The 14,927-nt window shown below is 62.8% G+C and carries 11 protein-coding genes; 4 read left to right on the forward strand and 7 right to left on the reverse strand.

Going from position 1 to position 14,927, the window contains the following annotated elements; translation table 11 throughout:
* Window positions 1-165: 165 nt before the first annotated feature.
* The 4 genes from GR198_RS26790 to GR198_RS26805 form a co-directional block, all read right to left on the reverse strand.
* Entirely contained in the window at window positions 166-630 is a 465-nt protein-coding gene (locus GR198_RS26790) for a hypothetical protein (RefSeq protein ID WP_164069801.1), read from the reverse strand.
* A gap of 71 nt (window positions 631-701) precedes the next feature.
* A complete protein-coding gene (locus tag GR198_RS26795; protein WP_164069802.1) occupies window positions 702-3,041 on the reverse strand; it encodes a glucose/quinate/shikimate family membrane-bound PQQ-dependent dehydrogenase in 2,340 nt (779 codons plus the stop codon).
* Between the two features lie 207 nt (window positions 3,042-3,248).
* Window positions 3,249-4,979, reverse strand: coding sequence for an ABC transporter ATP-binding protein (locus GR198_RS26800; RefSeq protein ID WP_164023152.1), 1,731 nt, complete (start codon window positions 4,977-4,979; stop codon window positions 3,249-3,251).
* Window positions 4,980-5,134: 155 nt separating this feature from the next.
* Window positions 5,135-6,637: a protein adenylyltransferase SelO gene (locus tag GR198_RS26805; protein WP_164069803.1), complete on the reverse strand. Its 1,503-nt coding sequence runs from the start codon at window positions 6,635-6,637 to the stop codon at window positions 5,135-5,137.
* Window positions 6,638-6,877: 240 nt separating this feature from the next.
* On the opposite strand from GR198_RS26805, the gene GR198_RS26810 reads away from it, so the two are divergent.
* Entirely contained in the window at window positions 6,878-8,332 is a 1,455-nt protein-coding gene (locus GR198_RS26810) for an MFS transporter (protein ID WP_164069804.1), read from the forward strand.
* 245 nt (window positions 8,333-8,577) lie between these two features.
* Here GR198_RS26810 and GR198_RS26815 read toward each other — a convergent pair whose 3' ends face one another.
* Window positions 8,578-9,525: a homocysteine S-methyltransferase family protein gene (locus GR198_RS26815; protein WP_164069805.1), complete on the reverse strand. Its 948-nt coding sequence runs from the start codon at window positions 9,523-9,525 to the stop codon at window positions 8,578-8,580.
* A gap of 218 nt (window positions 9,526-9,743) precedes the next feature.
* On the opposite strand from GR198_RS26815, the gene GR198_RS26820 reads away from it, so the two are divergent.
* Window positions 9,744-10,373 carry a TetR/AcrR family transcriptional regulator gene (locus tag GR198_RS26820; RefSeq protein ID WP_164069806.1) on the forward strand — a complete coding sequence of 210 codons (630 nt, stop codon included), beginning with the start codon at window positions 9,744-9,746 and terminating at the stop codon, window positions 10,371-10,373.
* Window positions 10,374-10,380: 7 nt separating this feature from the next.
* Here GR198_RS26820 and GR198_RS26825 read toward each other — a convergent pair whose 3' ends face one another.
* Window positions 10,381-10,905, reverse strand: a complete 525-nt coding sequence (locus tag GR198_RS26825; RefSeq protein WP_164069807.1) for a DUF1697 domain-containing protein — start codon at window positions 10,903-10,905, stop codon at window positions 10,381-10,383.
* A gap of 267 nt (window positions 10,906-11,172) precedes the next feature.
* Window positions 11,173-13,281, reverse strand: a complete 2,109-nt coding sequence (locus GR198_RS26830) for a S9 family peptidase (RefSeq protein WP_164023145.1) — start codon at window positions 13,279-13,281, stop codon at window positions 11,173-11,175.
* A gap of 250 nt (window positions 13,282-13,531) precedes the next feature.
* Between GR198_RS26830 and GR198_RS26835 the strand changes: the two genes are divergently transcribed.
* Together GR198_RS26835 and GR198_RS26840 are read left to right on the forward strand one after the other, a co-directional pair.
* A complete protein-coding gene (locus tag GR198_RS26835) occupies window positions 13,532-13,921 on the forward strand; it encodes a DUF930 domain-containing protein (protein WP_003546591.1) in 390 nt (129 codons plus the stop codon).
* Window positions 13,922-14,022: 101 nt separating this feature from the next.
* The gene (locus tag GR198_RS26840) at window positions 14,023-14,835 is read left to right on the forward strand and encodes a polysaccharide deacetylase family protein (RefSeq protein WP_164023144.1); all 813 of its coding nucleotides are present in this window, start codon (window positions 14,023-14,025) and stop codon (window positions 14,833-14,835) included.
* Window positions 14,836-14,927: the final 92 nt, after the last annotated feature.

A 14,927-nucleotide genomic window follows, 5' to 3' on the forward strand; every position in this document is an offset into this window, starting at 1 on the left:
TGCCGCAACCTCTCCGTTCTCCACAACCTCTCGCAGGGCACGTCCCCTCGCCCCGTTTTTACGGGGAGAGGGTTAGGGTGAGGGGCAGCCATCGGCGCCAACCGACAGCCGTGGACGGAGCCCGAGAAAAGCACTGCAATTCGAAACGCGCAGATTTTCCAGCGCTCAAGCAGCCGGAACGTCTTCCGTCGTCTCGGTGCCGTCATCCTCGATGCCGGCCATCTCGCGCTTGATCTGGTCGGCGATTTCCTTCTCGATTGCGGCGCGCTGGTCGGCCGGCATGGCGGCCAGATCGGCCTCGGTCAGATCGTGCTGCTCGAGGTAGCGGGCCCGGATATATTCCGCCGGCGTCATGTTGCCCCATTTGGAGAATTCGTCGACCAGGGAGTCATGCGCAGCGCTTGCCGCCACTTCTTCGTCGGAGGGCGGGTTGATATAAGGGCCTTCGCTGCTTTGAAGAGCCCAGATCGTATTGGCGATCGAAGGCGGCGTGCTGCTGGGCTCGAGACCGGGCGCGGTATTGCGCGCTGTTTTGGTGAAGTCCGTCGTCTGCTGATTCTTGGATTTGGCCGGCTGATCGAAAAGGCCGCCGATGCCGTAATAGTTGCGAATATTGCTAGAGATTTCCATAAAAACTCTCCCCGAAAACCGGGGAGAGAATGAAGCGGTAAACCTGCGCAGAGCTTGCGGGAAGCTTCGCGTCACGGCAACGTAAAGGCGATCACATAATCGCCGGGCGTGGTGCCGACCGAGCCGTGGCCGCCGGCGACCATGACGACATATTGCTTGTTGTCGTCGGTCATATAGGTCATCGGCGTCGCCTGGCCGCCGGCGGGAAGCCGTCCCTGCCAGAGCTCCCGGCCACTCGTCACGTCATAGGCGCGCAGGTAGTTGTCGACCGCGGCCCCCAGGAAGGCGACGCCGCCCTTGGTCAGCATCGGCCCGCCGATGCCGGGCACGCCCACCTTGAAGGGCAGGGGCAATGGCGTCATGTCGTGGACGGTGCCGTTCTTGTGCATATAGGCGATCTTGCCGGTGCGCAGGTCGACGCCGGCGACATAACCCCATGGCGGCGCCTGGCAGGGGATTTGGAGCAGCCCGAGGAAGGGACCCATGAAGACGCCGTAGGGCGCGCCGTCATTGCGGTTGAGCCCCTGTTCGCTGCCCTTCTCGTCCTGGCCTCTCGGAGGAATGTCGGCGGCCGGCACCAGGCGCGAGGTGAAGGCGAGATAGGTCGGCATGCCGAACATGATCTGCCGCTCCGGATCCACCGCCACCGAGCCCCAGTTGAAGGTGCCGAAATTGCCGGGATAGACGATCGTCCCTTTCAGCGAAGGCGGCGTAAAGCGGCCCTCATAGTGGTAGCGGTGGAAGTCGATGCGGCAGGCCATCTGATCGAACAGCGATACGCCCCACATGTCTCTTTCCTGGAGCGGCTCTGGCGAGAAGGTGAGGTCCGAGATCGGCTGCGTCGGCGAGGTATGATCGCCCGAGACCGCGCCGCCTGGCGCTGGTATTTCCTTGATCGGGATGATCGGCTCGCCGCTGCGCCGGTCGAGCACATAGATATCGCCCTGTTTGGTCGGGCCGACCAAGGCCGGAACCACGGTGCCGTCTTGCTTCGTCAGGTCGATCAGCGCCGGCTGGGCCGGCACGTCCATGTCCCAGAGATCGTGATGCACTGTCTGGCGCACCCAGCGCAACTGGCCGGTGGCGATATCGAGCGCGACGATAGAGGAGGAGAATTTCTCGACATTGTCGCTGCGGCCGATGCCGATCTGGTCGGGTACTTGGTTGCCGAGCGGGATGTAGACCATGCCGAGCGCCTCGTCGACGCTGAAGACCGACCAACTGTTCGGCGAGTTGGTCGTATAGGTCTGGCCCTCGGTGATCGGCGTCGTCACATCGGGATTGCCGGAATCCCAATTCCAGACCAGGGCGCCGGTATTGATGTCGAAGGCGCGGATGACGCCGGATTGCTCCTCAGTCGAATAATTGTCGTTCACCGCCCCGCCGACGATGATTTTGCCCGCCACCGCGACCGGCGGCGAAGTGGAATAATAGTATCCGGCCGGGTTGAACCGCATGCCGGTTTCCAAATGCAGCACGCCCTGGTCGGCAAAGCTGGTGCAGACCTTCCCGTCCGCCGCATCGAGCGCGATCAGCCGGGCGTCTGAGGTCGGCAGGTAGACGCGCTCGGCGCAGGGCTGGCCGGCGGCAACGGTTGGATCGGCATAATAGGTGACGCCGCGGCAGGTCTGATGCTGCCGGTCGGGGTTCATGCCCGAGTTGGCGTCGTATTTCCATTTCTCCTTGCCGGTCTTGGCGTCGAGCGCGATCGCCCAGTTATGCGGCGTGCAGAGATAGAGCGTGTCCTTCACCTTCAGCGGCGTCACCTGATAGGTCGTCTCGCCGACATCGTCCGGCCGCTTGACGTCGCCGGTCTGGTATCGCCACGCTTCCTTGAGGGTGGAGACGTTCTCGGCGGTGATCTGGTCGAGTGGCGAATAGCGCTGGCCGAAGGGCGTGCGGCCGTATTGATGCCATTCGCCGTCCGGGACGCTGCCGCCGAAGGCGGGATTGGCGGCGACCGTATCCTTGGGCAGCTCGCCGGCGAGATCATGCGGGTCAGTCGTCATCGAATAGAGGGCGACAAGGATGGCGAGAATGACAGGCGCGGCGAGCGGCCAGGGGTTTGCGGCATAGGTGATGCCCGTTGGGCTGCGCAGGCCAAGCGGCCGGCGGATCCATGGCGTCAGCAGCCAGAGCCCGAGCAGGATGATCATGCCGCCGCGGGGCCCAAGCTGCCACCAGTCGAAGCCGACCTCCCAAATCGCCCAGGCGAGTGCTGCGACGACGAGCACCGCATAGACCCAGAGCGCCACCGCCTTGCGCATCAGCAGCAGCCCGGCGGTAATCAGGAACATCAGCCCGGCGAACAGATAGAAGACGCTGCCGCCGAGCGTGACGAGCCAGAGCCCGCCGCCGCCGAGCGTGAGCCCGACGATGATGAAGAAGATGGAGGTGACGATGATCGCCATAAGGCTGTCTCCCGCTGAGGTTAGCCGGGCTGAAGGATCGGCGGAAAAGTCCCGCCGATCAGGCAGATAGCGCGAAGGAGATGCCTTTCAACGGCCACAATTGCCGCAGGGGCTGCAGCGCCACGCGTCTTTTAAGACGCGCAAAGGACGCTGTAACACTTTGAATGCTGCATAACTTTAGCCTTAAATCGATTCCGATTTAAGGAATTATGCAGTCGGTCCGGATGCACCGAACTGGGCTTGATGCAGCCTGGCGTAGCCGCCTTCGCGCGCCAGCAACTGGCTGTGCGTGCCCTGTTCGACGATGCCTGACGTTCCCACTACGACGATGCGGTCGGCGTTGCGGATGGTGGCGAGTCGATGGGCGACGACCAGCGTGGTGCGTCCCTTGGAGAGCGCCGACAGCGACTGCTGGATGGCATATTCGGTCGCCGAATCGAGCGCCGAGGTGGCTTCATCGAGGATGAGGATCGGCGGATTTTTCAGGAAGATGCGGGCGATCGCCAGGCGCTGCTTCTGCCCGCCGGAAAGCTTGACGCCGCGTTCGCCGACGACGGTATCGAGCCCGTTCGGCAGCGACAGCACGTATTCGTCGAGGGCGGCGCGCCGCAACGCGTCGATGATCGCCGCGTCGTCGGCGCCAAGCCGGCCATAGGCGATATTGTCGCGGATGGTGCCGCCGAACAGGAAGACGTCCTGGGCGACGATGCCGATCTGCGAGCGCAGCGACTTCTGGGTCATGTCGCGGATGTCGATGCCGTCGATCAGGATCGAGCCGGAATCCACCTCGTAAAAGCGCGGCAGCAACGAGCAGATCGTGGTCTTGCCGGCGCCGGACGGACCAACGAAGGCGATCGTCTCGCCGGCCGCGATCGAGAGTTCGAGCCCGTCGAGCACCTTGCCGTCGCCGGTATAGCCGAAGCTCACATTGCTGTAGACGATGTTGCCGGTAAGGTGATCGACGCTGGTCGCGTTCGGCCGGTCGGCGATATCTGGGGCGGTGTCGATCAGCTGCGTGAAGCGCTTGAAGCCGGCGATGCCCTTCGGATAGCTCTCCAGCACCGAGGTGATCTTGTCGATCGGCCGGAAGAACACATTGACCAGCAGCAGGAAGCCGACAAAGCCGCCATAGCTGAGTTCGCCCGATATGACGAACCAGGTTCCCGATATCATCACCACCAGCTGCACGAAGCGCGTGCTGAAATAGCTGAGCGTGATGCTGGCGGTCATATAGGCATAGGCGTTGAGTTTGGTTGCCCTGTAGCCCTCGTTGTTGCGGGCGAACAGATCCCGTTCGTGATCCTCGTTGGCGAAAGCCTTGACGACGCGGATGCCGCCGACGCTCTCATGCACGCGTGTATTGAATTCGCCGACCTGCCGGAACAGGTCTCGCCAGTTGAGCGTCATCTTGGCGCCGTAGCGGCTGACCAGCCAGGTCATGAGCGGCACGATGGCCGTCGTCAGCAGCGCCAGCTTCCAGTGCACGGTGAACATCAGGATGAAGGCACCGATGAAGGTCATGATCGCGATGAACAGATCTTCGGGACCGTGATGGGCGACCTCGCCGACTTCCTCGAGATCCTTGGTCACATGGGTGATCAGGTGGCCGGTCTTGTTGTTGTCGAAATAGCGGAAGGACAGCTTCTGGATATGGTCGAAAGCCTGCCGGCGCATATCGGTCTCGATGCCGATTCCGAGCGCATGGCCCCAATAATTGACCACCGCCATCAGCGCCGTGTTGAACAGGTAGATGATGAGCAGCAGCCCGGCCGTCGCCGCAATCAGCCACCAGTCCCGCTGCGGCAGCAGGGTGTCGACGAAGAGCTTGACGGCGATGGGAAAGCCGAGCTCGAGCAGCCCGGCAACGACCGCGCAGCCGAAATCGAGAAAGAACAATTGCTTGTAGGGACTGTAGTAGCGAAAAAATCTGAGCAGCATGGACGGCCCCACGGGAAATGCAGAAGGAGGCGCCGCTCCTCGTCAAGAACGCTGTAGCGGCGGTGATCCCGCAAGGACAGCCCTATTCTTCGCAGGCCGGATAGAAGCGGATCGTTGTGGCGCAACTGCCGCAGCGAAAACGATCGAAGCGCCCGTCACGTTCCGCAGAAGGTCGCAAGCACCCGTTCGCTGGGCTTCGGCGGTTCCCTATAGGCGACAAAGCCCGGCTGGTCCTCATAGGGTTTCGAAAGCACGCTCAGCAGCGCCTCGAACAGCGAGAAATCGCCGTTCTCGACCGCGGCCTCGATCGCCTGTTCGACGCGGTGATTGCGCGGAATGAAGGCCGGATTGACGCGGCGCATGGCAATGGCGCGCTCGGTTGCCGTCTGCGGATCGCGTGAGAGCCGCTCGCGCCACTGCGTAAGCCACGTGCCGCAGGCTTCCGGCTCGCGGAAACTCGCCGCGAATTCAGGCTCTGCGGCGTCATCGCCTGCAAGATCCGACAGCCGCCGGAAGGTCAGGGTGAAATCGGCACCCTGCGCCTGCATCAGCGACAGTAGCGCCTGCACCAGGTCGAGATCGCCGTCCTCTTCGCCGGCAAGGCCGATCTTTTCGCGCATACCGGCCACCCAATGCGCCTGGAAGCGTTCGCCGTAACTCTTGATCACGACATTTGCCTTGTCGACCGCGCTGTCAGGCTCGGCGTCGATCAGCGGCAGCAGCGTTTCGCCGAGCCTTGCGAGGTTCCATTGGCCGATGCCGGGCTGGTTGGCATAGGCGTAACGCCCATGCTGGTCGATCGACGAAAAAACGGTCGCCGGATCATAGGCATCCATGAAGGCGCAGGGGCCGAAATCGATCGTCTCGCCGGAGACGGTCATATTGTCCGTGTTCATCACGCCATGGATGAAGCCGACATGCAGCCAGCGGGCAATCAACGCCGCCTGGCGTTCGCAGACCGCCTCGAACAGTGAGAGGTAGGGGTTCTCGGCCTCTTTCAATGTGGGATAGTGCCGGTCGATCACATAGTCGGCCAGAGCCCGCACGCCGTCGGTGTCGCCCCTGGCCGCGAAGTATTGGAAGGTGCCGACGCGGATATGGCTGGCCGCGACGCGGGTGAAGACCGCGCCTGGCAGCACCTCTTCGCGATAGACCGGCTCGCCCGTCGTCACCGCCGCCAGCGCTCGTGTAGCGGGAATGCCGAGCGCAAACATCGCCTCGCTGATGATATATTCCCTGAGTACCGGCCCGATTGCCGCACGCCCATCGCCGCGGCGCGAAAACGGCGTTGGCCCGGCGCCCTTCAGCTGGATATCGTAGCGCTTGCCGCTGCGGTCGACCACTTCTCCGAGCAGGATCGCCCGCCCGTCGCCAAGCTGCGGCGAGAAGCCGCCGAACTGATGCCCGGCATAGGCCATCGCCAGCGGTTCGGCTCCTTCGGGAAGGAGATTGCCGGAAAAGATCGCCGCACCGTCGCGGCGCAAGGCGTCGACGTCGAGCCCGAGTTCGGCGGCGAGCGCCTCGTTGAGCTTGATCAGCCAGGGCTCAGCCACCGCGGTCGGCGCTTGCGCCGCAAAGAAGTGCGGCGGCAAACCGACATAGCTGTTGTCGAACGGAAAGGCCGCACCGGGCCGGTTTTTCTGCAGGGCGGAGGTCATGGTTCATAGGTAGGGCCGGGGTGCCTGCGGCGCAAGCCGGACCTTCACGAAGATCGAGCCGATGCAAGGAATCGTGACCTGCCTTTACCTCTCGTCAAAGCAGCTTTGCCATAAACGACATAGCGCCGCCATGATCGCGGGCGTATAGCAAATCGTCTCCCCTTGGCTTTGCGCCATGTCATCCCCCGCGGCCTTGCTGCCTTGTGTGCTCCGCCGCGCCACCGCGAGTGATCCCGGACGATGTCGGATCAGATTTACCAGGCGCCGATGGTTCGGCGCGCCGCGCCCAATTTCCGGGTGATCGCGATGATTGTCGCGAGTGCGATGCTGATGGAAAACATCGACGCGACCGTACTTGCGACCGCGCTGCCCACCATGGCGCGCGATTTCGGCGTCGGCGCCCCGGCCATGTCGATCGCCCTGACCTCCTATCTCCTGAGCCTTGCGATCTTCATTCCGGCAAGCGGCCGGATGGCCGACAGTTTCGGCTCCCGCACCGTTTTCCGCTCGGCCATCGCCGTCTTCGTCGTCGGCTCCATCCTCTGCGCGCTGGCGCCGACACTGTCCTTCCTGGTGCTGGCGCGGCTGCTGCAGGGCATCGGCGGCGCGATGATGATGCCGGTCGGGCGCCTGGTGCTGATGCGCAGCGTCGACCGCAAGGATATGGTCAGCGCCATGTCCTGGCTGCTCGTGCCGGCGCTGATCGGCCCGATCGTCGGCCCGCCGCTCGGCGGCTTCATCGTCACCTATCTCGACTGGCGCTGGATCTTTTATATCAACGTGCCGATCGGCATCATCGGCATGATCCTCGTCTCGATCTACATCGACGAGGTCAAGGGTAAGGCGAACGGTCGCTTCGATACGATCGGCTTCATCCTCTCGGGCATCTCGCTCGGTTCGCTGCTCTTCGGCTTCGAAATGTCGAGCCATGAGGGGGAGGGTGCGTTTTCGATCTTCCTGATCGCCATCGGCCTGCTCTTCGGCATCGGCTATCTCAGACATGCCCGCAAACACCCGTCGCCGATCATGGATTTCTCGCTGATGAAGGTGCCAAGCTTCGGCACGTCTGTTATCGCCGGTTCGCTGACCCGCATCACGCAAGGGGCGCAGCCCTTCCTGCTGCCGCTGCTCTTCCAGATCGGCTTCGGCCTGTCTGCGGCTGCGGCCGGCCAGATCATCATCGCGACCGCGCTTGGCGCTCTCGCCATGAAGCCGATGGCGAAGTTTGTCTTCCGCCGGCTGGGCTTCCGGCGAAGCCTCATCCTCAACGGCATCCTCGGGACGATCGGCTATGGCCTTTGTGCTGCCTTCCGGCCGGACTGGCCGATGCCGCTGATCTTCGTCGTCCTGGTGCTCAGCGCCTTCTTCCTGTCGTTCCAGTTCACCGCCTATAACACCATCGCCTATGACGAGATCAGCAAGGAGCGGATGAGCTCGGCCACCAGCTTCTACACCACCTTCCAGCAGCTGATGTTGTCGCTCGGCATCTGCATCGGCGCCTTGGCGCTGCACGGCTCCATGGCTTTCAACGGTGCCGAAACGCCGGCCCTTGGCGATTTCTCGGCGGCCTTCATCGTCGTCACCATCATCTCGATCACCGCCACCTTCTGGAACCTGCGCTTCTCGCCGACCGCCGGCGAGGAGATCACCGGCTACAAGGCCAAACAGAGGAAAGGCGCCGTCGCCGAAAGCTAACGTGGGCTTTGTGCCGTGTCAGCCCCCCTCTGCCCCGCCGGGCATCTCCCCCACGCGGGTGGGGAGATTGGCTGGGCGCACTGGCTTCCCCAAACAACAGGTGTCACAGCGCGGCGAAACGGTAGATGGGCAGGAAGGTTTAGCCACTTGTGATCTCCCCACCTGTGGGGGAGATGCCCGGCAGGGCAGAGGGGGGCACACACGGCATACCCTAGCCGGATACAGCGTCTCCCCCTCTCAGGTCGTCATGCCGCCTGCGGCAGGCATGCCTCGCAGATCGCTGCGACATGGCGGTGGTCGGTGCCGCAGCAGCCGCCGAGCACGCGCAGCGCAGGCATGCGGTCGATGAGCTTGCGGTAGCGGCGGCCGAGATCCTCGGGATCGCCCGCATCCAGCGTCTCGCTATTGTCGAGTTGCTCATGGCTCATGGTCGAGGCATTGGCGCGGATGCCGGAAATGCGCTTCACCCAAGTGCTTCCAGGATCGAGTGCCGTTTCGAAATGCGTCGGGTGGGCGCAGTTGATCATGTAATAGGCCGGCGCCCCGCCGGTCATCGCATCGGTCGTCTCGATGGCCTCCTGAATGCTGCGGCCCGTCACCAGCCGGCCATCCGTTTCCAGCGTGAAGGAGATGGCCGAGGGCATGCCGAGCGCCTGCGCCGCCCGCGCCACGCCGATCGCCTCGTCGATATTGGTGAGCGTGAAGGCGCTCACCATATCCGCCTCGGTGCCGGCGAAAGCCCCGATCTGGAAGGCGTGGTAGTCTTCCGCCTCGGCTGCATCCATGACGCCTGCCTTGTAGCCGTCGCCGCGCGGGCCGATGGCGCCGCTGATGACGATCGGTTGCTCCGGCCGCTCATAGGCGCTGCGCAAGCCGATGAGCAGGTCGACGGCTTCCTCGTTGACCGCCTTCAGGGCTTCGCTCGTATAGCCGAGCTTCTGCCCCCAGTCCGGATTGGCCCGCCATGTGGCAGTATCGAGCACGAAGCCCGTGCCGTGCCGCCGTGCGACATCGAGATAACGGCGATAGTAATTCTGCATCCGCTGCCGCCCGTCTTCGGAAGACAGCAATATGAAGGCGGCGAAATGCGGAAGCTCGATCCCTTCCTGGAAGATCATCGTCGTTTCCATGCCGCCATCGGTAATGAAGGTGCCGCCTTTGAGCTGCGGCAAACCGTTTCTGTACTTAGCCATTGTTGTAGCCTCTCCCTCGCGACATCCGATTGGCTGCCGTCGATGAATGATGTTCTGGCGCTTAATCGGCTGTCAAACTAGGCGACTTCAGGTATACTCCAAGCGGTTTTGGTTTTTGCGGATTGATATCAATCGCTTGCTTCAACCGATCCTGCTGGGGGCGGAGGCAGATCTGATCGTGAGACGCTGAAAACTGTACCGCCGGTACAGGAGGGGATATGCGAAAGGGCGAGGAAACGCGGACCCGCATCCTCGATGTGGCCGAAGCGGCCGTCTTGCAGAAGGGTTTCGGCGGCACCTCCATCGAGGAGCTGATCGCCGAGACCGGCATCACCAAGAGCGGCTTCTTCTATCATTTCAGGGACAAGAACGAGCTCGCCAAGGCGCTGCTCAATCGCTACATCGAAAATGACGAGCGCATCTACGATGAGATCTTCAGCCGCGCGCGCGAGCTGACCGGCGATCCGCTGCAATCCTTCCTTCTCGGCCTGAAATTGCTTTCCGAATTGCTCTCCGACCTGCCGAACGGCCATCCCGGCTGCCTCGTGGCGACCGTCTGCTATTACGAGCGGCTGTTCGATCGGGAGATACAGGAGACCAACCGGAATGCGGTGCTTGCCTGGCGGCGGCGTTTCGGCCGCATGCTCCGGGAGATCATGGAGGTCTATCCGCCGCGCGAACCCATCGATGTCGACCAGCTCGCCGACATGGTGTCCTCCGTCCTGGAAGGCGGCATTGTTCTGTCGAAGACGCTGAAGGAGCCGAACACGCTGGCCGAACAGGTGCTGATGCTCCGCACCTTCGTGAAGATGCTCTTCCTGCCGGTGGCGGAGATGCCGAGGGCTTAGCCGGCGCTCAGTCCCCGTCCTCCAGCGCCGCCGCCATGTCCGCGAGCTTGCGCACGGTGTTGCGGTTGCGCGAGGTCCCCGGTTTCAGCGCCGGCAGTTTCAGCTTCGAGCGGCCGGAACCATTGGGATAATGCACATAGATTTCCCGGCCGGCGAGCTTGGCCTCCTCGCCGTCGGGCGCCACCATCTTTTCCAGCGCATCGCCGGGCGGCTTTTCGGGCAGGAAATAGACGAGCAGGAAGTTCGGCTTGGCATCGGGAAAGGGTGCGTCGGCGGCAATCCCGTCGAGTTCCTTGCGGTTGCGCACCATCACGCCTGGCCGCTTGCCCAGCTTCTTGCCGAGCGCCTCGTCGAGCCGCTCCTCCACCGTCTTTTCCGCTTCATCCGAACGGAAAAGCACGTTGCCGCTCTGGATGTAGGTCTTGACGTCGGTGAAGCCCAGGCCTTCGCAGATCGCCTTCAACTCGGCCATCGGCAAAGAGCCGGTGCCGCCGACGTTCACCGCGCGGAGTAGGGCGACATAGACGGGCATTTCTCTCTCCCTTGACCTTGTGCCGAGCCCGCCCCCCTCTGCCCTGCCGGGCATCTCCCCCACAGGTGGGGAGATTGGCTGGGCGCTCTGGTTTCCCCAAACAATCAACGCTGCAGCACGGCGAAACGGTAGATGAGCAGGACGGCCAACCCACTTGTGATCTCCCCACCTGTGGGGGGTCCGAAGGACGGGTCGAGACACGTGGCTCGACCCCGGGCCCGGCAGGGCAGAGGGGGGTGCCACAGCACGCCCCACGCCTTCTAACCTTTACATCTTCCCAGCAACCTTGATCGCAAACGCATATTCAAACGCGATCTCTTCCAGCCGCTGGAAGCGGCCCGAGGCGCCGCCATGGCCAGCGTCCATGTTGGTCTTGAGCAGGATCGGCGCGTTACCCGTCGTCTTGTCGCGCAGCTTTGCCACCCACTTGGCCGGCTCCCAATAGGTGACGCGCGGGTCGGTCAGGCCGCCGAGCGCCAGGATCGGCGGGTAGGCTTTTGCGTCGACATTGTCGTAAGGCGAGTAGGAGGCGATCTGCTCGTATTCTTCCTTGCTGTCGATCGGGTTGCCCCATTCCGGCCATTCCGGCGGGGTGAGCGGCAAAGTGTCGTCGAGCATGGTGTTGAGCACGTCGACGAAGGGAACGGCGGCGATGAGGCCGGCGAATTTCTCCGGCGCCATGTTGGCAACCGCGCCCATCAGCATGCCGCCGGCCGATCCGCCCTCGGCGATGATCTTCGCGTAAGAGGTGAACTTCTGTTGATTCAGATAATCGGCCGCTGCGACGAAGTCCTTGAAGGTATTTGTCTTCTTGTCCATCTTGCCGTCTTCGTACCAGGAAAATCCCTTGTCCTTGCCGCCGCGGATATGGGCAATCGCATAGACGAAGCCGCGATCGGCGAGCGACAGGCAGTTGGTGTTGAAGCCGGCTGGAATGGTGATGCCGTAAGCGCCATAGCCGTAGAGCAGGCAGGGCGCGCTGCCGTCGAGTGGAGTATCCCTGCGATAGAGCAGGGTGACCGGCACCTTCTCCCCATCCCAAGCCGGGGCAAAGACGCGGCGCGTGACGTAGTCGTCGGGATTGTGGCCGGACGGCACTTCCTGCGTCTTCAACAGCGTGCGCTCGCGCGTCACCATGTTGTAGTCGTAGAGCTGCGACGGCGTCGTCATCGACGAATAGGAGAAGCGGATGATATCCGTGTCGTATTCCGCCGCACCCTGCAATCCCAGCGAATAGGCTTCCTCGGCGAAGGCGATCGCATGTTCCTCGCCGGTCGCCCGATCGCGGATCATGATCTGCGGCAGCCCATCCTTGCGTTCCAGCCACAGAAGATGGCGGGCATAGGCCATGTGGCTGATAACAAGCGTGCCGGGTTTGTGGGCGACCACTTCGCGCCAGTTCTCTTTCATCGGATTGTCGACCGGCGCTTCCATGATTTTGAAATCCTTGGCGCCGCCGTCATTGGTGAGGATGTAGAAGACGTCGCCGCCCTCGGTCAGCGAATATTCGATGCCTTCCTCACGCGCCGCCACCAGCTTCGGTTCGGCTGTCAGGTCCTTGGTCGACAGCAGCCGGTATTCGCTGGTCTCGTGGTCGTGAATGTCGATATAGATGAAATCGTCGAGCAGCGAGCCGCCGACGCCCATGAAGAAGCCGGCATCCGCTTCCTCATAGACCAACCGGTCTTCCGACTGCGGCTGGCCGAGAATATGGTGGAACACCTTCGACGGCCGGTGGTTCTCGTCGAGCGCCGAATAGAAGAAGCTCTTGCCGTCAGGCGCCCAGACGCCGCCGCCGCCGGTATTTTCGATCCGGTCGGCCAGGTCTTGCCCGGTCTGGAGGTCGCGCACCTGCAGCGTGAAGAATTCCGAGCCCTTGTCGTCATAGCCCCAGATGCCACGGCTGTGGTCACTCGAATGGTCGAGACCGGCGAGACGGAAATAGGCCTTGCCGGCCGCCTCCTTGTCGCCGTCGAGCAGCACGGTGCGGATCGTCTCGTCGGCGACATTGGCATCGCGGGCGATGCGGAAAAAGCGCGGCTGTTCGCCGCCGGTCACATAGAAGGTGCCGTAGGCATAGGCGCCGTCCTTCATCGGCACCGAGCTGTCGTCTTCCTTGATGCGGCCGCGCATTTCGGCAAACAGCACCTTCTGCAGCGGCTTGGTGTCCTCCATCGCCGCGTTCATATAGGTGTTTTCGGCTTCGAGATGGCGGCGGATCTCAGGATCGAGAATCGACGGATCCTTGAACATCGCCTGCCAGTTGTCGGCGCGCAGCCAGGCATAATCGTCCGTGCGGGTGATGCCGTGGCGCGTATCGGAGATCGGCTTCTTCGGTGCGGCAGGCGGTGTCGGCAGGCTCTTGAAAACGGACAAGGAATGGCTCCGGGTCGGAATGTCGGGTTGGCAAGAGATAGAGGCGCACCGGTCCCGGATCAAGCGGCAAGGCTGCGCCAAGGGTAGAGGTGCCCTTCCACAGACAAGGAGGACGCCCAGCCCACCTTGCCTTGATGTCACCACAATATTTAAGAAAGTCCGCTATCTCAGTGAATTTGCACGTGCCAAGCTCCCGGCAAGCTGTCGGCGGTAGGGTGAAAATTGCAGAACAGTAAGGGATTTCTCCTCAATGCCGAAACGTCTGGTCCTGTTTCTATCCCTCGCAAGCCTTGCTGCCCCCGCCTTTGCCGTCGATCCCGCCATCAAGAAGCAGCTGGAAAAACTCGATCCCTCGACCCGCCTGGAACAGAGCTGCGACACCGAGGCGATGAGCCGCATCAACAAGGACAGCACCGGCTTCAAGCCCGACAAGGTGATCGCCTATACCTTCAAGGACCCGATCCCCGGCGACAATTCGCTGGACGCGCCGGGCGCCGTCTTCCGCAGCAAGGGCGACTGGTACCATCTCTCCTACAATTGCATCACCGGTCCGCAGCATATCAACGTGCGCGAGCTCAACTACGAGATCGGCGAGAAGGTGCCGCGCGAGAAGTGGAACAAGTATTATCTCTATGATTGATACGGCCTGTCCGTCCGAGCGGCTGCGGTGACATCCGGCCGCATGGCGCCGGGGGAGAGCTGCCGCTAAAATCGGCAGCTCGAATCATAGAAACCCATTATATGAACCGCATCCTGCTCGCTTCGGCGTTCCTTCTGGTCAGCATCCCCGCGGCATTCGCAGACGGAATTCCGTCAGCGGTGCCGGCCGCAGTCAGTTCGGTCCCGGCTGCAGTCAGTCCGGCCCCGAAGGCGTCGGCGCCAAAGCTCGTGGAGCCGCATCTGCATATCGCTCGGTCCAACATCGCCGGCCATGCCCGCATTGCGCTGACCTTCGATGCCTGCATGGGGCAGGCGGACGAGCGCATCCTTTCCACCTTGGTGGGGGAACGTATCCCGGCAACGATCTTCGTCACCGCCCGCTGGCTGAAGCGCAATCCTGCTGCACTTGCCGTGTTCCTGCAAAACTCCGATCTCTTCGAACTCGAAAACCACGGGGAAAACCATATTCCGGCCGTCGACACGCCGACGCTGATCTATGGCATCGCGTCCGCCGGCTCGCCGCAGGCGGTGCGGCAGGAAGTCGAAGGCGGCGCTGCCGCCATGGTCGCAGCCGGCATCCCGGCGCCGCACTGGTTCCGCGGCTCGACCGCCAAATATGATCTTTCCGCCATCGGCGAGATCCGCGCCATGGGCTATCGCATTGCCGGTTATTCGGTAAACGGCGACGGCGGCTCGCTGCTCGGGGCCGTCATCACCGAAAAGCGCATCGCCTCGGCCAAGGATGGCGACGTCGTCATCTCCCACATCAACCAGCCGACCCATGCGGCCGGCGAGGGCGTGGCCAAGGCGCTGGTCGATCTCAAGGCCAAGGGCACGGAGTTCGTCCGTCTCGAGGATGTCGAGGATATGGGCGACGACAAGACGACGGAGTGATTGAAGGTGTGCCGTGGGGACACCCCCCTCTGGCCTGCCGGCCATCTCCCCCACAAGGGGGGAGATCGGCAAGAAGCGATGCCTCGCCCTAA

The sequence above is a fragment of the Rhizobium leguminosarum genome (genome assembly GCF_010668065.1).
GTDB classification, from domain to species: domain Bacteria; phylum Pseudomonadota; class Alphaproteobacteria; order Rhizobiales; family Rhizobiaceae; genus Rhizobium; species Rhizobium leguminosarum_S.

Coding starts and splice junctions, on each gene's coding strand:
- GR198_RS26790 (WP_164069801.1), bottom strand. CDS start 630: ATGGAAATCTCTAGCAATATTCGCAACTATTACGGCATCGGCGGCCTT.
- GR198_RS26795 (WP_164069802.1), bottom strand. CDS start 3,041: ATGGCGATCATCGTCACCTCCATCTTCTTCATCATCGTCGGGCTCACG.
- GR198_RS26800 (WP_164023152.1), bottom strand. CDS start 4,979: ATGCTGCTCAGATTTTTTCGCTACTACAGTCCCTACAAGCAATTGTTC.
- GR198_RS26805 (WP_164069803.1), bottom strand. CDS start 6,637: ATGACCTCCGCCCTGCAGAAAAACCGGCCCGGTGCGGCCTTTCCGTTC.
- GR198_RS26810 (WP_164069804.1), top strand. CDS start 6,878: ATGTCGGATCAGATTTACCAGGCGCCGATGGTTCGGCGCGCCGCGCCC.
- GR198_RS26815 (WP_164069805.1), bottom strand. CDS start 9,525: ATGGCTAAGTACAGAAACGGTTTGCCGCAGCTCAAAGGCGGCACCTTC.
- GR198_RS26820 (WP_164069806.1), top strand. CDS start 9,744: ATGCGAAAGGGCGAGGAAACGCGGACCCGCATCCTCGATGTGGCCGAA.
- GR198_RS26825 (WP_164069807.1), bottom strand. CDS start 10,905: ATGCCCGTCTATGTCGCCCTACTCCGCGCGGTGAACGTCGGCGGCACC.
- GR198_RS26835 (WP_003546591.1), top strand. CDS start 13,532: ATGCCGAAACGTCTGGTCCTGTTTCTATCCCTCGCAAGCCTTGCTGCC.
- GR198_RS26840 (WP_164023144.1), top strand. CDS start 14,023: ATGAACCGCATCCTGCTCGCTTCGGCGTTCCTTCTGGTCAGCATCCCC.